The sequence below is a fragment of the Paenibacillus sp. NPDC057967 genome (assembly GCF_042887015.1).
In the GTDB taxonomy this organism is placed as follows: Bacteria; Bacillota; Bacilli; order Paenibacillales; family Paenibacillaceae; genus Pristimantibacillus.
Genome location: NZ_JBHVQB010000005.1, coordinates 536,471 through 556,507 on the forward strand (window position 1 = coordinate 536,471; position 20,037 = coordinate 556,507).

The following is a 20,037-nucleotide window of genomic DNA, read 5'->3' on the forward strand; positions in this document are numbered from 1 at the left end:
TTTATACAATCAAGATGCAACTGATTGAAAACGCTAAGGAGGCTGGAAAAAGATGAGTCAACTTGTCGCTGATATTCGTATTCCGGACAGTAAGCTTGCGTCTGGCGCGGCGGAGCTGCTTCGTGAGCACGGCAATGATCTATTGTGGAACCATTCGCATCGCGTGTTTCTGTTCGGGGCGCTTCAGGGGAGGAATGCAGGTGTAGCCTTTGATCCAGAGCTACTGTACATTAGCGCTTTGTTCCATGATTTGGGGCTGACCAAAACCTACAGCAGCCCGGACAAACGCTTCGAGGTTGACGGCGCCAACGCGGCCCGCGGCTATCTTCAGTCGCATGGCGTTCCGGAGCAATCGATCCGCCTTGTATGGGACGCCGTTGCGCTGCATACGACGATCGGCATTGCGCAGGATAAGGAGCCGGAGGTGGCGCTTATCTATTCCGGCGTCGGTTATGATGTCATGGGAGAGAACTTCGACAGTTTGACGGAAGAGATTCGGGCGCAGGTGGTGGCGGCTTACCCGCGTAACAACTTCAAGAACAAGATTCTGCCTGCGTTCCTCGAAGGGTTCAATCATAAGCCGGAGACAACCTTCGGGAATATTAAAGCCGATGTATGCGCGATGCTGCTGCCGGGCTTTGAGCGGACGAATTTTTGTGAGTGCGTGTTGCATTCGCCTTGGAAGGAATAATGATAAGACCAGAAATAACATCCACCTTACTGGGTGTTATTTCTGGTTTCGTCATGTGACAGGAGGAGCAGAGGGATGGAGATCAGACAACTGGAATATTTTATGGCGGTAGCGAAGGAGCTTCACTTTACGCGTGCGTCTGAGCAGCTTGGCGTAACCCAGCCAACATTAAGCCATCAGATCAAGGCGCTGGAGGGCGAGATTGGGATGCCGCTCTTCGACCGAATTGGGAGGCGCACTTCTCTGACGGAGGTGGGCCATATTTTGTTCAAGCATGGCAATCAAATCTTTCAAAGTCTCCAAAGCGCCAAAGAAGAGCTGCAGGAGCTGCAGACGCTCAGGTCTGGGAAGCTGTCGATCGGGGTATTGCCGGGCGAGCTGAATCGTCTGGTCTCTACGCTGCTGTTCGCCTTTCATCAGAAGTACCCGGACATTGAAGTGCGGATGATCGGCCGCGATGATGTCGTAAGCGGAATTGTACAAAATGAAATGGATATGGCGATAACGATTGTGCCGGTGCAGGACGAACGGCTGGAGATCGTTCCACTCTATGAAGAGGAGCTGTTTCTGGCGGTATCCGATCAGCATCCGCTGGCAGGGAAGGTATCCGTTCCGCTGGATTGCGTAAAAGACGAATCCTTTATTGTATTTCCGAAGCATTATCAGTGCCGTATGCAGATTGACGCCGCATTCAAGCTGATTGATGCGCCGCTGCGGCCGATAATCGAGACGGATGTGACGGAATCGATTCTAAGTTTGGTGCAGGCGAACGCGGGAGTGTCGATCCTGTCCAAAACGCTGCTGCATATGTGGAAGAACGACCGCATCGCTATGGTCAAGATCGAGAATCCGCCTGTCCGCAGGTCGATCGGACTGATCTACCATAAGGAGAAGTACATCGGCTTTGCAGCGCAGCAATTTATTAATTTGCTGCGGCAGACGATCGTCGATCATGACCTGATTGCGAAATAATAGAATTAATGAGAGAATTTTTTATAAATGTTAACTTCGGCATATACGAAGGTGTTACTTCATGTGCTGCAAGCCGAGTTTCTCGGCTTAGAGCGTGCGGCGCAGCTCATTTCCGCTGTGCAAGCCGAGTTTCTCGGGTTAGAGCGAGCGACGTAGCTCATTTTCGTCGTGCAAGCCGAGTTTCTCGGCTTAGAGCAATCTTTATACTAGTTATTATGTATCCATTGCCGGGGTTATTGGCAAGATCTGTTGCGCGAGATGGCAAAAAGGCAAGAGCTTCTTCAGCAGGGATATGGGCACTAAGCGGTCCTGTTTTTCTGATTGTCATGACAGCTATTTTCTTTTTCTTATTGTGCATCGTTATACGGAGCCCCATTAAGCAGTCGGACCTAGAAATGGATGGAGCAGGAGCTCAAACGTATCAAGCTTGATCTTCATCAGATTACCGAGCTATAGGTTAAGAAAGAATAGAATAGCGACGCTTAGGTTGAAATCATTCAAGATAGAGGCTGGTTCAGGGGAGTTGTCCTGATCCAGCTTCTTTTTTTGTGCTCGTGAAAACGATAAAATCCCTTATTGACAAGTGGCGGAAGTTGCTCTTATTATTTAATTAGTCCAGTGGACAAAATAATTAATTGGCCGTACATATCGTACATAAGGAGGGTAGCTGCTTCCAGTCGTTCCACGCTTGTTGATCGTACGAAGAAGATACAAGAGGAGAGGTCGCTATGAAAAAAACGAAGCTTGTAGCAACGCTTGTCGCATGTTTTCTACTGCTAGCCGTGATGGGCTGCGGCGCAAAGTCTGGCAATGAAGGAGGCGGCAACGCCACGAATGCCCCGACAGCAACGCCTGCTCAATCCGAGGAGCCGGCCCAAGAAGGGTTGACGGGAGATTTCGAGATTCAATACTTTGTAGGCGGTTACGGAGACGCTTGGTGGCTGGAGACGATCGAGCAATTCCAGAAGGCTAATCCGAAGCTGAACATTAAGCAATCAGCCGGAGCGGTCATCAACGAGCAGATGAAGCCTCGCTGGATTCAAGGCGATCCGCCGGATGTGGTCTACATCGATGGAGCAGGCTCCAATCCAAGACAAATGATCGAAGACGATCAGCTTCTGGATATTACGGAATGGATTCAGTCGGCTGTCAATGTAGACGGCGAGCCGATTCTGGATGTGCTGATCTCGCAGCCTGAGGTGTACGGCGGCAACGTCTACAATATCCCGCTTGTATTCGGCGCTTACGGCAACTTCTACGATCAAGCGCTGCTTGAGAAGAACGGCTGGCAGGTACCGACCGACTACGACAGCTTCCTTAAGCTAAGCGAAGAGATTAAGACAACCGGCATTAGCCCTTATATCCATACAGGTGTCTACCCGGAATACATTCATGGCGGGTTCCTGTTCCCGGCAATCATCTCCGCCAATGGCGACAACGCTACTATTTTGGTTGAAATGGGTGAGATGAAGGAAGGCGTCTACCAAAGTGAGCCGGTTCTGAAGGCACTGGAGAAGCTCAGCGAGATCAGCAGCCTTGGATATATTGACAAAGCTTCGTCGGCGCTGAATCATACAGACTCTCAAATGCTGTTCCTGCAGCATAAGTCGGCTTTCATTCCGAATGGATTGTGGCTGGAGGGCGAGATGAAAAACGATACGCCGGAGGACTTCAAGTTCGCGTACGTTCCATCCGTGACACAATCGAATGGCGGGAAATATGTGGCCATTCCATATACAGCTACCATGGCCATTGCGAAAAAGGCGAAAAACGTAGAGGCGGCCAAAGCCTTTATCGAATTCGTATTCACCAAGCAGCATTCGCTGAACTTCGCAGAGAAGACAGGAGCGCTTATGAACGTGAAAGCCGATCTGGAATCCTCAACAGCGAGTGATGTGGTGAAGGGGGCTATGAGCTTCTATAGCGACGGCAGTACGCTGGTAGCTCCGGTTGTCGAGTTTAATCCGGATGTGAAGACGGAGATGAACAATGCGACGGTGGCCTTGACCTTAGGCAATATTACACCGCAGCAATGGGGCGAGCGGGTGGAAGCTGCAGCGGCCAAAGCGCGCAAATAGATTGCATCTTCTGACGAACTGATTGTTGCCGGATTGCCTGTGCTACAAGCAATAGCTGACGTGCGCTGGCCCTCCGGCTCAGGTCGTCACACGAATCTGAAACAAGGAAGGGTCAGAATGATCAATACGAACAAGAGAAAATGGTTTATCCTGTCGTTCCTTATCCCTACTTTTTTGTTTTTCGCCATGTTCACCATCTATCCCATTGCGCGCGGCATGTACATCTCATTGTTCGACTGGTCAGGAAGCTCGGAGTTTATGACGTATATCGGTCTTCAAAATTTCGTGGAGCTTTTCAAGGATCCAATCTTGTGGAAATCGATTACAAACGACTATTTCCTTGTCGCGGGCAAAGTAATCGGCATTGTGGTGCTGGCAACTTTTTTTGCAGTAGCGGTCACGCGCTTCAAGCTTCGCGGAGCAAAGATTTATCGAATCGTCTTTTTTATGCCCAATATTATCTCGGTCGTGGTCATTGGGGTGCTGTGGAGATTTATCTATAATCCGAACATCGGCATTTTGAATTCGCTGCTCTCGGTCTTTACCGACGAGCCTGTAAGGACGCCTTGGCTCGGTCAAGCCGATACGGCGCTCTGGTCTATCCTATGGCCTTCGATCTGGGCGGGGATCGGCTTTTATTTTCTGCTATTGGTAGCAGCTATATTGACCATTCCGACTTCGTTGTATGAGGCTGCGGAGATCGATGGTGCATCGGAAGGCAGGCAGTTCTGGTCCATCACGGTACCGCTGATATGGGAGCAAATCAAGGTGAGTATTCTTCATATTGCCATCACGACATTAAACGGTTCGTTCGTCATGGTATGGATTATGACGGAGGGCGGACCTGATAATGCTACGCAGGTGATGGGCTCCTATCTGTATCAGATGGGCTTCAAGCAATTCCATATGGGTTATGCCTCAGCTATCGGCGTGTTTATTCTTGCGATATCACTGATTACTACGTTGGTTCTTCAACGGTTGCTGCGCCGTGACGAGACACAACTGTCATAGGAGGAAGCGGCCATGAATCCGATCACAACCAAGCGAAGCCATCGAGCTTTAACGATATTGTCCCAAATGATTCTGCTGCTGTGGACAGCAGCGGTATTGTACCCGCTCATATGGACGGGACTCGGCGCATTGAAGGACAATAAGCAATTTATGCTGGAGAAACCTTGGGCGCTGCCCAAGCTGCCACTACTGTGGAGCAACTTTACGGATGTATGGAACCGGTATCATTTCAATGACTTCTTTATGAATTCGGTCGTCGTTACGGCAGCCAGCACATTCCTGGCTATCGTGCTTTCGGCGACAACGGCATATATACTGGCCCGGTTCGCATTCAAGGGCAGCCAGGTCATGTACTATGTCTACTTATCGGCGATGATGATCCCTATGATACTCGGGCTTGTACCGTTATTTTTCCTGCTGAATGATCTGGGGTTAATTAATAATCTTGTCGGACTCATTATTGTGTATACGGCGTGGGCGCTACCTTTCAGCGTATTCGTCATGGTCAGCTTCTTCAAGTCTTTGCCGAGGGAGCTGGAGGAGGCCGCTTATATTGATGGGGCCGGCTATTACCGGACGTTTTTTCAAGTGATGTTCCCCCTCGCGCGTTCCGGCGTCATTACGATTGGCATTATGAACGCGCTGAATACGTGGAATGAATATTTGATGGGCACGGTGTTCGTGAATGATCCTGCGAAGTACACGGTTCCGGTCGGTATAGCCGTAATGCAGGCGGAAATGCAATTCCGTACAGAGTGGGGACCCCTGTTCGCAGGTTTGTTATTATCCATGATTCCGGTCGTTGTCATGTATATCATGTTCCAGCGGCATATCGTGGCGGGTGTAACGTCAGGCGCTGTGAAGTAAAGGGAATCTTAGAGCAACACAGATAGAGAAAGGATGGAGTGTATGGAAACAGCCGCTAGCTGTCCGCAATCGGAGAGCAATACCAGACTAAGCCTGGAAGAGAAGATTGCGAGGATGTGCGTAATCGGAGTACCCGGCCCTTATATAGACGAAGAGACATCGCACAGATTCGGCGCTTATCCGTTTGGCGGGCTGGGGATCTTTCCTCATAACATCGAATCCGAAGCACAGTTGAAGGAATGGATTGCGTCTGCAATCCAATTGTCAGCATCGACGCCTAATCCGAAGCCCCTCTATCTGTCCATCGACGAGGAAGGCGGAAGCCTCTCCAATCTGAAAGACTTCTATCCCTATATGCCGAGCAATCGGGCTGTCGGGCTGGCAGACAACGAACGGATCGCCCATGAGCAAGGAAAGCTGATCGGCAGCCAATTGCATGCGGTCGGCATTCCGATGAACTGGGCACCGGTGCTCGATGTGAATACGAACATTGATAATCCGGTCGTTGGCATCCGGTCGTTCGGCGAGGATCCGAGCACGGTTGCAAGGTTGGGCGCTGCCTATATCGCAGGCATGCATGAAGCGGGAGTGGCGTGCACAGCCAAGCACTTCCCGGGTCACGGCCAAGTTAGCGGAGACTCCCATATCGACCTGCAAACCTGCGAGCTTGATCTGGATCAACTGCTGGCGGGACCGCTCCTTCCGTTCCAGAAGGCGATTGAAGCTGGAGTAGATTCCGTGATGCTTGCTCATATCGTGTTCCCAGCTATTCCGGAATCGCAAGGACTGCCGGCTTCGCTTAGCTATTATTTCGCTACAGAGCTGTTGCGGAATAAGCTGGGCTTTCAAGGTGTCATCTGTACCGATGATATCGAGATGGGCGCGATCAAGAACAACTATGAGCCTGCCAAGATCGGGGTTATGGCTGTCTTGGCCGGCAATGACAGGATTCTGATGTGCCATACGCCGCAATTCCAGGATGAGGTCATGGCGGGTATTGTGAAGGCAGTCAGGGAAGGGGTTATCCCGGAGGAGCGGATCGACGAATCCATGGCCAGAATCGATGAGCTGCATGCCAAAATGGCCTCTTACCGCGCATCGGCTTCACCGGTGCCGCGTGAACAGTGGAAGGAACGCATCCTTGTTCTCGCCAGGGAGACCGTGAAGCTGACGGATGATCTGCAGCAGATGGTTCCTTTGCAGACGGACAAGCGTTACTTGCTCGTCGTTCCGAAGCTGGAGAGACAAAGCAAAGCAGACAATTCCGATGATGAGCAGCTGCCGCTTGCCGGGCTGTTGGCCAGTCGAGGCATTCAGTTGACGGCGATCTCTCTGTCGCAAAATCCGGATGCGGGCGAACAGAAGCGGGTCGCCGATCAAGCAGAAGACTTTGACGCCGTCATACAGGGAACGATTAATGGGCATCTATTCGAAGGGCAAGCGGATTTGGCTCGCGCGCTGGCGAAGCGTAAGCCGCTGCTTGCGGTCATACTGCGCAATCCCTATGACGCGGAGGCTCTGCCGGAGCAGGCAAGCAAGGCGCTGCTATGCTCCACTTCAGATTATTCGTTAACGGCACTGGCCGAGCTGCTTGTTCCGAGAGGGGGGATTGCATGAGATAGAGGTAAGAGGGGCTAAGGAGCACGGCATCACGAATCGCAGATGCAAGTGGATTCAACTGTTGTATTACCTACACTTTTGAGAGGCGGTTGTGCAATGTTAAGTTGGAGCACTCGATCAAGCGTAAGGAAATGGAGTCTGATGGTGCTGGTGATGAGCTTGCTGCTGCTTGGGACACCGATCTACAAAGAGGTATCCTATGCGGCGCCGAGCAATCTGGCAGCAGGCAAATCCGTAACGGCAAGCCAGCCGATCACGGGAAGTCCTTCTCTCGTGACGGACGGCAACAAAAGCAGCGACAATCATGTAGGCGTGACCGAGAATCTGCAATGGATACAGATCGACCTGGGACAAAGCTATTCGCTTACCCAGGTGAAGGTATGGCATTACTTCGCGGACGGCAGAACATACCGGGATGTCATTGTTCGCTTGTCCAATGACGCCAGCTTCAGCAGTGGAGTCACGACAGTATTCAACAACGATACCAACAATAGCGCTGGACTCGGCTTCGGCAGCCATGCGGAATACAGCGAGAGCAGCACTGGGAAGACCATTGACTTCTCTGCTGTCAATGCCAGATATGTCCGGCTATATACCAACGGCAGCAGCGCCAACATCTACAATCATTACGTAGAGGTAGAAGTGTGGGGCGAAGGTTCGGGCGGCGTTACGCCTCCGGTTGTCACGCATGCGCTGTTCAATGACTTCAATTATTCGGGCCCTTACGACTCTAATATCGGATTGCATAACTGGGTTATCCGTACAGGGGTCGGAGCTCCTGGTCCGGCTGGCGCTTCCTGGTCTGCCAGCAACATCTCTTTCCATGACGACGCCTCGCTCGCAAGCAACAAGATTATGCGCCTTAAGGCCAGCACGAATGGAACAGGAGCGGGCACAAGCCAGTCGGAGATTTATACCTCCTCCATGAAATTTAGAGAAGGAACCTATGCGGCAAGAGTACGATTCACTGATGCTCCGATCTCGGGGCCGGATGGCGACGGCATAGTGGAGACGTTCTTTACAATCTCCCCGCTGCGCTACGACAACGATCCGCTGTACAGCGAGCTTGACTTCGAGTTGCTGGCCAACGGCGGATGGGGCGTCCCGCAGCCGGCGATGTGGAATACATCCTGGTATACGTACAGCAATAATCCATGGAGCAAAGACAATTTGTATACCGCGCATGTAGGCAATTATACGGGCTGGCATACGCTGGTGATGGTCGTCTCTGGCGGTGAAGTGAAATATTATTTAGACGGCAGCCTGCTATCTACACATGGCGGCAAGTATTATCCGAGAGCAAATATGTCGATTAACTTCAATCTCTGGTTCATGGCGGAGCAGCTGATGGGCACATCGACACCTAGAACGTATGAGATGGATGTGGATTGGGTTTATCATGCGAAAAACACAGTTCTGACACCGGCACAAGTCCAGGATGTAGTGCAAAACTACCGAAATCTGTCCATCCGGCAAGCGGATAATATTTAGTTCGATGCAAGAAAGGGGAGTCGAATCCGGCTCTCCTTTCCTGAGGATATGCTATGTCTGGCCCCTCTATTATGCTAAAATATAGGAAACATGCAGTCGGTGAAAGGATAGGTTTGGGTGCAGGTGAAAGGCAATCTTCAGCTCATGAAAGAAATAAATATGGCGACTATATTGAATCTGCTCCATCGCGAAGGCATGCGAACGCGGGCGGAATTAACGACGATGACAAAACTGAGCGCTACGACGGTATCCGCATTAATCGAAGAGCTGATTCAGTTGAAGCTGGTGGAAGAGCTGGGCGAGAAACAGACGACCGGTGTAGGCAGAAGGGCGATCTCGCTTCAGATCAACAAGGACGGCGGTTATGTCATTGGCTTGTCCTTTGGCAATCAGTATTTGCGATGCGCAATCATGAATTTGCATGGAGATTGCATTGCGGAGTACAGGACGGAGATCGGGAAGGGCAATGAGCGGATCGCCGGTCAAATCGACGAAGCGCTTAGCTCCTGCATGCAACAAGCAGCTGGCGTCGATTCGTCGCTAATTAAAGGAATTGGCGTTTCGACTCCGGGCATCATTGATTCAAGCGGCGAGACTGTGCTGGTGTCCCGTTACTTGCAATTGAAGCAGTTCAACGTCAAAGCGCATATTGCGGCTTCCTATCCGAATATCCCTGTGAAGCTGGTGAACGACTCCAACGCGGCTGCCTTTGCGGAGTTTTATTCCGGTGCGGCGAAGGGGATCAGCAACATTGTTTATTTGACTATTAATGAAGGTATCGGCTCAGGCATCATTATCGATTCTACTATCTATGCGGGATATCAAGGCACTGCCGGCGAGATTGGACATATTCCGGTCGATCCCGGCGGCGAGCAGTGCACCTGCGGAGCGGTAGGCTGTATCGAGACTGTGCTGACAAGCCCTTATATATTGAAGAAAAGCCAAGCACTGGCCTTGAAGCGGGAGGTCCCAATCCCGGCTACATTCGATGAAGTGCTGGAGCGCTACAATTCAGGCGAAGAATGGCTGAAGCCGATCTTCGACAAGGTGCAATTTGTGACGACCTTTATGCTGGCGAGCGCAGGCAACTTTGTCAGCCCTGAGGTGATGATCATTGAAGGATGGATGAACGGATCGCCACGTTTCATGAGCCAGGTGAAGGAGGCGATCGAAGCCTTTCCGTTCCCGCTTCCGTTCCGGCAGGAGCGCATCATCCCAGCATCCTTCGGAGACAAGGGCTCGCTCTATGGCGCAGCAACGCTGATGCTGCAGCAAATATTCAGCGCATCGGTATTGAAATAATGGAAGACAATTCCCTGCTCAGTTACCCTTAATATCCCATTTCCAATCTGTTATACTGTACATAACATGCAGGAAGTGGAAGGGGTGGTCCTATCGCAAACCAAAAAACAATCGGGCTTGGTACAGTAGCGTTGTTCATTATGGCGCTTGGTTTCTTGTTCAATTACAAGTTTGCCGATGGCTTTATCATCAGCCATTACCTGTTTCAGCTATTGAATCTAAACGTTTATTCTAACGGAGAAAGCGGATTTCATTATCCTTTTTTCGCTGCGATTCTATTTTGGCTGCCGGCTGTTCTCCTGTCTCGAAAGCATCGACGGAATTATGGAGCAACGATAAGTTATAAATTGGGCGGGGTCCTGCTGATTGTAACCAGTGCCATCTCGGTTATGTTTCTAGTGGATTATTTTATTATATAAGAGCACTAACCGTAATAGCCGCGTGAATCGCGGCTTTTTTCGTTTCACAGGATAGTATGGCGGTATTCAAATGGCCGTTGACTTTGCCCTTAGGGGAAGGTGCATAGTAAGAGCTGAGCAAGGCAGTGGCTCGACGGGAACATGATCTTAAAATCAGTGAAAAGTGGGGGGTGACATATGCTCACAATTGGTGAGTTCTCGAAAATATGCGGCGTATCCACAAAGACGCTTCGCTATTATGCGGAGGTGGGGTTGATTCATCCCGAGGTCATCAATCCGGAAAGCGGCTACCGGTATTACTCTATTCGGCAGCTGAAAACGATGCTGTTCATCAACCGCTTGAAATCGTATCACTTCTCGCTCGACGAGATTAAAACGATGCTGGAATGGGAAGCGGACCAGTCTGACGAGAAGCTGGCCTCCGCTCTCCAGCGCAAAGCCTGCGATCTGCAGCAACAGATTGAGGCCTACACCTACACCTTGAATCAGTTGAGGAAGGATACCGACCGGCTGCATAGCGGAATTCCGATTATGGCTTATTTGGAAGGCATTGAAGTTCAACTGGTGGAGACGGGGCCGATGAATCTGCTTTGTACTCGCCAATGGATGAAAGGAGAAGACTATGCGGCTGGTTACGGGCTGTTCTTCAGCAAGCTCTATGAGAAAATTGCGAAGGACAAGCTGACGCTGTTAGGTACGCCAATGACGATTTATCACAGCCCGGAGTTTAACCCATCTGGCAACGATACCGAATTTGCAGTACCGGTGAAGGAGATCGTGACCGGAACGAGAGACTTTCCAGGCGGTTTATGCGCGAGGTCCGTACTGAAGGGCTCCTATGCCGGGATGCCATCCGTGCTTGCCAGGTTAAGGGAATGGGTCGAACACGAAGGGTTCGAGGTCATCAGGTCGCCTTATGACATCTATGTGACAGATCCCATGCAGACAGCCGACCCGGAGGATAATGTGACGGAGGTTTACTTTCCCGTCAGGAAGAAGTAACGGAGCAGCACTTGGCGTTCCAACGTAAATGTACGCAGCATAGGGGGAGTAACATGCCTGACAATGAGTGGACAGATTATAAGGATACATCCCTCCAAAAGGCGGGAGACTCGGCTAGTTTATCGCAATTGGATGGATTAATAGCAGCTGAATATAGCAATATTACCGGCATTGTGGCCGTGAAAGACGGTTCTATTGTGTACGAAAACTATTATAACGGCTTTGGCGTCGGCGATAAGCATCATGTTGCCTCGGTTACAAAGAGCGTGCTGTCTGCATTAATCGGCATTGCGATCGATAAAGGTTACATTGCGAATGAACATGCCGGAGTTCTGGATTTCTTCCCCGAGTATACGCCTTCCGGATCGGAAGCCGACGGACAACGGGAGAACATTACGCTCCGCCATCTGCTTACGATGACGGCACCGTATCCTTTTGCAGATTGGCAGGAGCCGCTGGACCAAATGTGCATGCAGCCCGACTGGATTGGATACACACTGGATATGCTTGGCAAGGGTGGAGAGATAGGAGCTTTCAAATATAGTACCGCTGGCGCTCATCTGCTATCGGCCATTCTTACCCGGACAACGGGTCAAAGCGCGCGTGAATTTGCCAACATGCATTTGTTTGGACTTGCCGGCATGCAGTCGATTCCGAATTACCCGATGAAGGCGTACGGCTTTGACGAGCTGTTCGGCCAAGAGGTAAGAGGCTGGGTTCATGATCCCGGTCATTATTCAACGGGCGGATGGGGGCTAACCCTTACGACACGCGATATGGCGAGGTTCGGCCTATTGTATCTCAATCACGGCAAGCGGGATCAACGGCAGATCATTCCAGAGAGCTGGGTAGCGAAATCCATAGCGATGAATCCCAATCAGTACGGTTATTTGTGGTGGCTGCGCAATGAAGACGGCCTTCGATCCTTCTCGGCCATGGGCGATGGGGGCAATGTGATCTGCTGCTTGCCTGAGCGACATACGGTTATTGCGATATCATCCTCCTTTATGGTGAATCCGCGCGACCGCTGGTCGTTGATTAAGGAACAGCTGCTCCCGGTGATAAAGTAAAATCAGAAAGCCCTTCGACAAGCTGTCGAAGGGCCCTTCAAGCTTAACAATACAAGTTATGAGTAGGAAGTAGGCATCAGATGGACATTATCCAGCGTGCAATTGTAGCTGCTGTACGTGAAGTCGGTAATATAGTTGCCTGACAAATAGCCGACCGGAATTCTCAGCTCCGTGTATGAACCGGATACCGTCCTGGTTGTTTGATAGACTAACGTGCCAGGCTGACCGTATGGATCGGCGTAGTGCAGCTTGATCGTCACATCGCATGGCGTGCTGGAGAAACATAGTATACCGGCTCTCAGGTCATAGTTACCGGCTGGGTTCACGACATGATAACCGCCATCGGCTGAAGCTGTCGCGGCAAAAGCAAAAAATACAGTCAACAATACAACTATCATTTTCTTCATCTTATAACCTCCTTCGAATTTGAACTGCGGGTTAAGCTTAACTGTACCTGCAATTAACCTTCATCCCTCCCCATACCCCGAATTGCCCACCGGATTCCACAAAAAAACCGCTTTCCAGATCCAGAACGAGAGTCAACTTCGTCTCATAACAAGGGAGGATCTGCTTGCGGTTAATTTCTATTATATACCAATTTTGAGGGATAGACATGGGAATATTGGATGTCTCCGCTTGATAGGCCGAACGACTCAAATCGGCGCCCCCTTACGAATGTTTATCTATAAAGATAAGAAATGCGGGGGGACTGCAGTAATGAGTAAGGCATCAAAAGATAAACAAAAGAAAAAACGAATCGGGTTATGGAAAAAAGGGCTAATGCTGCTTGGAGTGGTCCTGCTTCTGCTGGGCGCCTCCAGTTGGGTCGGCCTTCGGATGTTAGTATCGGCCCAGGATGTGACGCGGCTGGATGAGCCGCTGCCTGCGCCTACTGTTATATACGATGATAAAGGACAAGAAGCGATCATCATCTCGTTGAATGAAATTGAGCCAGTCGCCTTCGAGGAGATTCCGAAGCATATGATTAATGCAATAGTGGCTGTGGAGGACAGGCGCTTCTACGAGCATGAAGGCATGGATATATGGGGCATCGGCCGGGCGCTCATGCAGAACGTGACGGCAGGGCAGACCGTTCAGGGCGGCAGTACGATTACGCAGCAGCTGGCGAAAAATGTATTCCTCTCCCATGAGAGAACGCTTAAGCGCAAGTGGAATGAGGTGCTGCTTGCTCAAAAAATTGAGGAGCAATACAACAAGGACCAGATCATAACGATGTATCTGAATCAAATCTACTTTGGCGAAGGGGCGTGGGGCGTTAAACGTGCCGCGGAAGTGTACTTCGGGAAGTCCGTCGGAAGTCTGACAGAGGCGGAAGCGGCATTGCTTGCGGGGTTGGTGAAGGCCCCTTCCGTGCTATCGCCGTACAAGCGGCCGGAGAAAGCGATCGAACGCCGTAACGTTGTGCTTTCGTTGCTCAAGAATCAAGGCTACCTCAATGAGCAAGCCTATGACCAAGCCATCAAAGAGGCGCTCACGCTTCGCGAATCCAGACCGAACCGGGCGGACTCCATTCAATATCCGTATTATACGGATCAAGTCATTCGCGAGGCGATTAGCCAGTACGGCCTGACCGAAAATGATGTTCTGCACGGGGGGCTGCGCATTTACACGACGCTTGATCCTGGCATGCAGCAGGCTGCCGAGAATATATTCAAGAATGACAGCCTGTTCCCGGCAAGCATGACCGATCAGCTTATTCAAGCGGGCGCGATTCTGATCGATCCGAAGACTGGCGGGATCAAGGCAGCGGTGGGCGGCAGAGGCGATCAGCCGTTCCGCGGCTTCAATCGCGCCGTCCAATTGCGCAGGCAGCCGGGTTCTACGATTAAGCCGCTTGCATCCTACACACTAGCGCTGGAGAACGGCTTCCGGCCAGATAGCCGTATTGTAGATGAGCCGGTACGCTTCGGGAGCTATGAGCCAAGGAACGTAGACAACCGGTTTCACGGCAAGGTCACGTTGTATGAAGCGCTGATTCAGTCGTACAATATTCCGGCTGTGAAACTGCTCAATGAGCTGGGCATCGATCAGGGCATCGATGCCTTGACCCGATTTGGCATTCCACTTGAAGCGGAGGACCGGACGCTTGGTCTCGCACTTGGCGGCATGAGGCACGGCGTGTCTCCGCAGCATATGGCGGAAGCGTATGGTGCATTCGCCAATGACGGGAACCGCATAAGCAGCCATGCTATCTCGCGAATCGAGTCAGCTGACGGAACGGTCATTGCGGAACGCAAGGAGGACGAGGGAACGAGAGTCGTAGCACCCGAAGTCGCCCAGACGATGACTGCTATGCTGCAAGGCGTGGTGGAGAACGGCAGCGGCAAGACAGCGGCGATCGCAGGACGAGAGGTCGCGGGCAAGACCGGTACGACCGAAATGCCAGGCGTTGCAGGCGGTGCAAGAGACAATTGGTTCGTCGGCTATACGCCACAGTTGGTCGGGGCTGTCTGGCTCGGCTATGATCAGCCGGACAGCCAGCATTATTTGACGACCTCATCCAAGGCCGCCGCTCTTGTGTTCAAGGAACTGATGAGCCAAGCGCTGCAAGATCAGCCGTCCATTCCGTTCCCTGTCGTGAAAGGGTTGATCCCTGTCAAGCAGGATTCTGCCGCAACAGATGACGGGAACAAAGGCCATAAGGATAAAAAGAAGGAAGAAAAGAAGAAAAGGAAAGAGCGGGAGAAGGAAGAGAAGAAACGTAAGAAAGACCAGGAGAAGAAAAAACGGGAGCATAAGAAAAGAGACAGGAATGACAATGATTGAAGCCAGCGCCTCCGAAGATATCGCTTCTATTCCATTTCTAACCGTTGCGGATTTGAACCTATGGAAACGATTGGGTAGAATAAGAGAATAATAGTTTTCGAAGGGGGCTGCTTTGTACGTATGTATGAGCAATTGGCAGAGAAGCTGGGACGCACGAAATGGATCAAATGGCATCATGGACACGGCGTTGAAGAGAGCTGGATCACCGAAGCGGAAGCGGAGCTGGGATTTGCCCTGCCGCCTTCTTATTGCTGGTGGCTGCGGAATTACGGCAACGGGCGGCTGGACGGCGGAGAGATCCTTTCACTTGGGCCTCCCGAGCATCGAGATATTAATGATAGCGACTTGCTCTATATCCATCGGCTGAATATAGAGGACGAGGACTGGGTCAAGGCGTTTCCGGGCAGGCTGGACTTATATGTGCCGGATTCGGATGAACTGTACTTTTTCGATACTTCATCCGTCAATGATCATAATGAGTTCAACGTTATGCAATATGATTTGATGAACGGAATAATAGATGTGTATGCTCCGACATTCGCGGATTTCCTGGAGCAATTAATCGATCAGTGGGAGTGAGATGAGCGAGATGACCGGATTAAAACCTCTAAAGAATGAGCTGCGCTATCCGGACGGCCGCACAATTATTTGCAAGGCATTGGGGAAGGATCAAGAGGGCGAGTATTTGATGGTGGAGCATCGCATGACCCAGAAGGGGGCCATTAACGGACCTCATTGGCATCCGGTTTTGTCGGAGCGATTCATGATTGAGAAAGGGACGATTCACTTTAAGGTAGACGGAGAAGTGATGGCTGCGGGTCCCGGTTCTATCGTATCCATATGGCCCCGCCAGGTTCATCAATTCTGGAAGGAAGATAACCAATTGCTCGTGATGCGTCATGAAATACGTCCGCCCGGCAATCACTGGCATATGTTCGAGCTGATTCATAAGCTGGAGACGGAGGGACTGATGAATCGGAAGGGCATCCCGCGCAATCCGCTTTGGCTTGGCGCTGCATGGGCGTCTATGGACGGCTATATTGCTGGTCCGCCAAGATTTGTGCAAAAAGTGCTATTGGGTGGCTTAGGCCGATTAGCCAAAGCATTCGGTTACAAAGTGTAAGCAAAATGAATGAATATGCCAACAATCCAAACCGCGCCTCGCGCGGTTTTTTGCTGTTCCCTTAACAGGAGCTTAACGCAAGGCCTCGATCCGTTGAAGAAATAAGGTTCATGATGCTGAACAATACAGTTATCAGGTGTGAACGAGGGACCTATGATGCTGTCTTCATTTGAAATCCGCGTTATCGTCAGAAAGCTGCCAAGACGGCACTCTTAATCAAAACTTGACTGTTAGCTGGCTCCATACGTTAAACTATGGATAAAGATGAGCTGAGGGAGTGAGTAATCGCATGGACTATGTGAAGCTTGGGAATACCGGACTGGATGTATCTCGCCTTTGTCTTGGCTGTATGGGGTTTGGCGTAGCAGAACGATGGATTCATCCTTGGGTGCTTGATGAGGATAGAAGCAGGCCTATATTGAAAAAGGCACTGGAGCTGGGCATCAATTTCTTCGATACGGCAAATGTGTATTCAGATGGAACGAGCGAGGAAATCGTTGGCCGGGCATTAAAAGATTACGCCAATCGGGATGAGATTGTCATTGCGACCAAGGTTCACTTTCGCATGCATCCTGGCCCCAATGGCGCAGGCTTGTCCCGCAAAGCGATCATGAGCGAAGTCGATAAAAGTCTCAAACGCCTCGGAACCGATTATATAGACCTCTATCAGATTCACCGTTGGGATTATCTCACTCCGATCGAAGAGACAATGGAAGCTCTTCATGATGTGGTGAAAGCAGGGAAAGCCAGATACATCGGGGCATCGGCGATGTATGCCTGGCAATTCCAGAAGGCGCTGTATGTAGCAGAGCGCAATGGCTGGACCCGATTCGTCTCTATGCAAAATCATCTGAATCTGCTCTATCGCGAAGAGGAAAGAGAGATGCTCCCGCTGTGCAGAGAAGAAAAGATCGGGGTCATTCCCTATAGTCCGCTCGCCTCTGGCAGATTGACACGAGACTGGTCGGAAGCCACGCATCGTTCTGAGACGGATCAGGTACAGCGGTCCAAATATGATGCAACTGCGGACACAGACCGGCTAATTGTGGAGCGGGTCGCTGCAATAGCAGAGCAGCGCGGCGTGCCTCGCGTTCAAGTAGCGCTGGCTTGGCTGCTGCAGAAGGCGCCAGTCACCGCACCGATTATCGGCGCGACCGCAATCTCGCATCTGGAAGATGCAGTAGCAGCGCTTTCCCTTAAGCTGACGGCAGAGGAAGTGGCCTCGCTTGAGGAACCGTATGTTCCTCATCGGATTGTCGGGTTTGAGTAATCGCAGCTTATATAATGAACGAAGCCACCGGTTTGCAAGTTCAAATCAGTGGCTTTTTCGTATTTGCAGGAGCGGGCTTGACTATTGGATTTCGTCACATTATATTTATAATTTCTAATAGTGATGATGAGGTAACCAATCAATCAAGATGAACTGGAGGCATTACCATGAGCCAACGATTTCGCATCACCCGCTCCTTTCAAGAACAGGCAGAGGAACAGGTCATTACGCTGGAGGAATGCAAACAATATTTTGCATCCAAGCCGGACTTTGAATATGCTGCGTCTTTTACAGTAAAGGGACCAGATAGCACGATGACGATTGACGGAGATTTCTTCATGTGGAGCTATGGCGACGCCAAGATTCCGTTCCGCCATTATATGGGCGATCTGTACGTCGCCGTCTCGAACGAAGCGGTAGTACCCAAGATGGTTGAGGTCGCAAGCGATCTCCATGCCGATCTGACCGAGGGATAAGCTTATCCCTCGGGCCTCGGCCTTTATGGAAAGGAAACCTTCGTATGAGTCATAATGACCGCAGCCCTCCTGCTTACACCAGTCACAAATCTACTAGCCTTTCTCCACTTAAAACAAGTTAACACCTGTGTCTCACCACATTCAAATTCCAATGCAAGGAAGGGCTTCTCAAAGAAATTATCCCTTTATCTTCTTGATATAGATTGGGATTTATTCTAGTATTGTGTCCCAGCAGCAGGCATGGCTAATGCAGCTTCTGGGAATCGAAACGGAACGGAAGACAGCTCAGGATGACAAGTCATTGCTTCTGCTCCTATTCGTTAATGACAATAATTATTGTCATTAACTATCGTGAATCGAGGTTGCCTTTCAACGATCTGATGCTGCGGAGAGATCTTCGCAAATAATTAGCAAATGAGAAGAAATATTCGGCTTCATTTCGTGATAAAGTTAACATGTTGGAGTTCAGAGGGGAGGACAACCAAGCAGCTGTCGTATAGGTAAGATACTGTTGGGTATAATCGTGGAATAGGTCTCAATGAACGGAATGAGATAAAACGGAAAGGGTACATATACGATGTCGAAGACGGAAGAGTATAAACAGAACCATTGGAAGAGAAATATTATTTTATTTTTAAGCGGCCAGACGCTCTCGCTATTCGGGTCCGCTTTGGTGCAATATGCGATCATGTGGTACATTACGCTGACAACGCAGTCCGGCATTATGATGACGCTGTACATCATTTGCGGATTTATACCAACCTTTTTACTTTCTCCATTCGCAGGCGTATGGGCGGACCGCTTCAATCGGAAAAATCTCATTATGATTGCAGACGGAATGATAGCAGCTGTTACGCTTATTCTTGCCATTACGTTTATGCTAGGTTATGAAGCAATGTGGTTGTTCTTCGTCATTGCAGCTGTACGGGCACTCGGAGCGGGGATACAGACACCTGCAGTAGGGGCGATCCTTCCGCAAATCGTACCGCAAGATAAGCTGATTAGAGTGAATGGCATAAATGGAAGCATCCAAGCGATCATCATGTTCGTCGCTCCAATCGTTAGTGCGGGCCTTATGTCAGCGGCATCGGTTGAAGCCATCTTATTTATCGATGTGGTGACAGCGGCTATCGCTATCTCTACCTTGTTTTTCTTTCTCAAAATTCCATTGCATAAGAAGGCAGCCGAAGCCCAGCAAACAGGCTATCTGGACGATTTCAAGGAAGGACTTCGTTATATCGGTCAGCATGCCTTTCTGAAAACCTTCTTTATCTTTTTTGCGTTTTTCTTTGTCCTGATGGCGCCTGCCGCATTCCTGACCCCGTTGCAAACAGCCCGCACCTTCGGAGATGAAGTGTGGCGACTGACGGCAATTGAAATTGCGTTTTCAATCGGCATGATGGCAGGCGGAGGAATCATCGCCTCGTGGGGCGGCTTCAAAAATAAGGTGTACACGATGACAATCGCCAGCGTCATTATGGCGGTATGCACCGTAGCGCTCGGCATGGCTCCGTTGTTCTGGATCTACCTGGCGTTTATGGCAGTGTTCGGCGTGGCGATGCCGATCTTCAACACACCGACAACCGTCATGCTGCAAGAGAAGGTCGATCCCAATTATCTTGGCCGTATCTTCGGTGTGTTCGGCATGATCTCGACCTCTATGATGCCACTCGGAATGCTGATCTTCGGTCCGCTAGCCGATGTGATTCAGATCGAATGGCTGCTTATTGGTACGGGGCTGCTCATGCTCGTATTGACGGCGTTCTTCGTCGTCAACAAACGATTGATCGAAGCTGGCAAACCTGTGCCCGTGGAGGCTGTACAGGAGTAGAGGAATAAAAGCTGCCTTTCAGGCGGC

The 20,037-nt window shown here is 50.6% G+C and carries 18 protein-coding genes; 17 read left to right on the forward strand and 1 reads right to left on the reverse strand.

Features of this window, described 5'->3' with window-relative positions:
* Positions 1 to 52 precede the first annotated feature (52 nt).
* The 11 genes from ACFVSO_RS16080 (at position 53) to ACFVSO_RS16130 (ending at position 12,523) form a co-directional block, all read left to right on the forward strand.
* Positions 53 to 691 carry an HD domain-containing protein gene (locus ACFVSO_RS16080; RefSeq protein ID WP_387475262.1) on the forward strand — a complete coding sequence of 213 codons (639 nt, stop codon included), beginning with the start codon at positions 53 to 55 and terminating at the stop codon, positions 689 to 691.
* 75 nt (positions 692 to 766) lie between these two features.
* Positions 767 to 1,663: a LysR family transcriptional regulator gene (locus ACFVSO_RS16085; protein WP_387475264.1), complete on the forward strand. Its 897-nt coding sequence runs from the start codon at positions 767 to 769 to the stop codon at positions 1,661 to 1,663.
* A gap of 27 nt (positions 1,664 to 1,690) precedes the next feature.
* A complete protein-coding gene (locus ACFVSO_RS16090) occupies positions 1,691 to 1,819 on the forward strand; it encodes a hypothetical protein (RefSeq protein WP_387475266.1) in 129 nt (42 codons plus the stop codon).
* A gap of 572 nt (positions 1,820 to 2,391) precedes the next feature.
* Positions 2,392 to 3,741 carry an extracellular solute-binding protein gene (locus tag ACFVSO_RS16095; protein WP_387475268.1) on the forward strand — a complete coding sequence of 450 codons (1,350 nt, stop codon included), beginning with the start codon at positions 2,392 to 2,394 and terminating at the stop codon, positions 3,739 to 3,741.
* 117 nt (positions 3,742 to 3,858) lie between these two features.
* Positions 3,859 to 4,752, forward strand: coding sequence for a carbohydrate ABC transporter permease (locus tag ACFVSO_RS16100; protein ID WP_387475270.1), 894 nt, complete (start codon positions 3,859 to 3,861; stop codon positions 4,750 to 4,752).
* 12 nt (positions 4,753 to 4,764) lie between these two features.
* Positions 4,765 to 5,619, forward strand: coding sequence for a carbohydrate ABC transporter permease (locus ACFVSO_RS16105; RefSeq protein WP_387475272.1), 855 nt, complete (start codon positions 4,765 to 4,767; stop codon positions 5,617 to 5,619).
* A 42-nt stretch (positions 5,620 to 5,661) separates the two neighbouring features.
* Complete coding sequence (gene nagZ / locus ACFVSO_RS16110) at positions 5,662 to 7,236, forward strand: beta-N-acetylhexosaminidase (RefSeq protein WP_387475274.1); 1,575 nt, start codon at positions 5,662 to 5,664, stop codon at positions 7,234 to 7,236.
* Between the two features lie 99 nt (positions 7,237 to 7,335).
* Complete coding sequence (locus ACFVSO_RS16115) at positions 7,336 to 8,730, forward strand: galactose-binding domain-containing protein (RefSeq protein WP_387475276.1); 1,395 nt, start codon at positions 7,336 to 7,338, stop codon at positions 8,728 to 8,730.
* A gap of 117 nt (positions 8,731 to 8,847) precedes the next feature.
* Positions 8,848 to 10,032 (forward strand): ROK family transcriptional regulator, encoded by a 1,185-nt coding sequence (locus ACFVSO_RS16120; RefSeq protein ID WP_387475278.1) that lies wholly within the window; start codon positions 8,848 to 8,850, stop codon positions 10,030 to 10,032.
* A 596-nt stretch (positions 10,033 to 10,628) separates the two neighbouring features.
* Complete coding sequence (locus ACFVSO_RS16125; RefSeq protein WP_387475280.1) at positions 10,629 to 11,453, forward strand: MerR family transcriptional regulator; 825 nt, start codon at positions 10,629 to 10,631, stop codon at positions 11,451 to 11,453.
* Positions 11,454 to 11,506: 53 nt separating this feature from the next.
* The gene (locus tag ACFVSO_RS16130; protein WP_387475282.1) at positions 11,507 to 12,523 is read left to right on the forward strand and encodes a serine hydrolase domain-containing protein; all 1,017 of its coding nucleotides are present in this window, start codon (positions 11,507 to 11,509) and stop codon (positions 12,521 to 12,523) included.
* Positions 12,524 to 12,579: 56 nt separating this feature from the next.
* Here the strand turns inward: ACFVSO_RS16130 and ACFVSO_RS16135 are convergent, their stop codons facing one another.
* Positions 12,580 to 12,930, reverse strand: a complete 351-nt coding sequence (locus ACFVSO_RS16135; RefSeq protein ID WP_387475284.1) for a hypothetical protein — start codon at positions 12,928 to 12,930, stop codon at positions 12,580 to 12,582.
* 310 nt (positions 12,931 to 13,240) lie between these two features.
* Here ACFVSO_RS16135 and ACFVSO_RS16140 point away from each other — a divergent pair, with 310 nt between their 5' ends.
* The 6 genes from ACFVSO_RS16140 (at position 13,241) to ACFVSO_RS16165 (ending at position 20,010) form a co-directional block, all read left to right on the forward strand.
* On the forward strand, positions 13,241 to 15,310 hold the full coding sequence (locus ACFVSO_RS16140) for a transglycosylase domain-containing protein (protein WP_387475286.1): 2,070 nt from the start codon (positions 13,241 to 13,243) through the stop codon (positions 15,308 to 15,310).
* Between the two features lie 120 nt (positions 15,311 to 15,430).
* On the forward strand, positions 15,431 to 15,889 hold the full coding sequence (locus ACFVSO_RS16145; RefSeq protein WP_387475288.1) for an SMI1/KNR4 family protein: 459 nt from the start codon (positions 15,431 to 15,433) through the stop codon (positions 15,887 to 15,889).
* 10 nt (positions 15,890 to 15,899) lie between these two features.
* The gene (locus ACFVSO_RS16150; RefSeq protein WP_387475290.1) at positions 15,900 to 16,433 is read left to right on the forward strand and encodes a cupin domain-containing protein; all 534 of its coding nucleotides are present in this window, start codon (positions 15,900 to 15,902) and stop codon (positions 16,431 to 16,433) included.
* Positions 16,434 to 16,722: 289 nt separating this feature from the next.
* On the forward strand, positions 16,723 to 17,703 hold the full coding sequence (locus ACFVSO_RS16155) for an aldo/keto reductase (RefSeq protein ID WP_387475360.1): 981 nt from the start codon (positions 16,723 to 16,725) through the stop codon (positions 17,701 to 17,703).
* A 167-nt stretch (positions 17,704 to 17,870) separates the two neighbouring features.
* Positions 17,871 to 18,179 (forward strand): hypothetical protein, encoded by a 309-nt coding sequence (locus ACFVSO_RS16160; protein ID WP_387475292.1) that lies wholly within the window; start codon positions 17,871 to 17,873, stop codon positions 18,177 to 18,179.
* A gap of 577 nt (positions 18,180 to 18,756) precedes the next feature.
* Positions 18,757 to 20,010 carry an MFS transporter gene (locus tag ACFVSO_RS16165; protein WP_387475294.1) on the forward strand — a complete coding sequence of 418 codons (1,254 nt, stop codon included), beginning with the start codon at positions 18,757 to 18,759 and terminating at the stop codon, positions 20,008 to 20,010.
* Positions 20,011 to 20,037: the final 27 nt, after the last annotated feature.

Excerpts from the sequence above, each read along its gene's own strand:
- ACFVSO_RS16080 (WP_387475262.1), top strand. The coding sequence starts at position 53 with ATGAGTCAACTTGTCGCTGATATTCGTATTCCGGACAGTAAGCTTGCG.
- ACFVSO_RS16085 (WP_387475264.1), top strand. The coding sequence starts at position 767 with ATGGAGATCAGACAACTGGAATATTTTATGGCGGTAGCGAAGGAGCTT.
- ACFVSO_RS16090 (WP_387475266.1), top strand. The coding sequence starts at position 1,691 with ATGTTAACTTCGGCATATACGAAGGTGTTACTTCATGTGCTGCAAGCC.
- ACFVSO_RS16095 (WP_387475268.1), top strand. The coding sequence starts at position 2,392 with ATGAAAAAAACGAAGCTTGTAGCAACGCTTGTCGCATGTTTTCTACTG.
- ACFVSO_RS16100 (WP_387475270.1), top strand. The coding sequence starts at position 3,859 with ATGATCAATACGAACAAGAGAAAATGGTTTATCCTGTCGTTCCTTATC.
- ACFVSO_RS16105 (WP_387475272.1), top strand. The coding sequence starts at position 4,765 with ATGAATCCGATCACAACCAAGCGAAGCCATCGAGCTTTAACGATATTG.
- nagZ (WP_387475274.1), top strand. The coding sequence starts at position 5,662 with ATGGAAACAGCCGCTAGCTGTCCGCAATCGGAGAGCAATACCAGACTA.
- ACFVSO_RS16115 (WP_387475276.1), top strand. The coding sequence starts at position 7,336 with ATGTTAAGTTGGAGCACTCGATCAAGCGTAAGGAAATGGAGTCTGATG.
- ACFVSO_RS16125 (WP_387475280.1), top strand. The coding sequence starts at position 10,629 with ATGCTCACAATTGGTGAGTTCTCGAAAATATGCGGCGTATCCACAAAG.
- ACFVSO_RS16130 (WP_387475282.1), top strand. The coding sequence starts at position 11,507 with ATGCCTGACAATGAGTGGACAGATTATAAGGATACATCCCTCCAAAAG.
- ACFVSO_RS16135 (WP_387475284.1), bottom strand. The coding sequence starts at position 12,930 with ATGAAGAAAATGATAGTTGTATTGTTGACTGTATTTTTTGCTTTTGCC.
- ACFVSO_RS16140 (WP_387475286.1), top strand. The coding sequence starts at position 13,241 with ATGAGTAAGGCATCAAAAGATAAACAAAAGAAAAAACGAATCGGGTTA.
- ACFVSO_RS16145 (WP_387475288.1), top strand. The coding sequence starts at position 15,431 with ATGTATGAGCAATTGGCAGAGAAGCTGGGACGCACGAAATGGATCAAA.
- ACFVSO_RS16150 (WP_387475290.1), top strand. The coding sequence starts at position 15,900 with ATGACCGGATTAAAACCTCTAAAGAATGAGCTGCGCTATCCGGACGGC.
- ACFVSO_RS16155 (WP_387475360.1), top strand. The coding sequence starts at position 16,723 with ATGGACTATGTGAAGCTTGGGAATACCGGACTGGATGTATCTCGCCTT.
- ACFVSO_RS16160 (WP_387475292.1), top strand. The coding sequence starts at position 17,871 with ATGAGCCAACGATTTCGCATCACCCGCTCCTTTCAAGAACAGGCAGAG.
- ACFVSO_RS16165 (WP_387475294.1), top strand. The coding sequence starts at position 18,757 with ATGTCGAAGACGGAAGAGTATAAACAGAACCATTGGAAGAGAAATATT.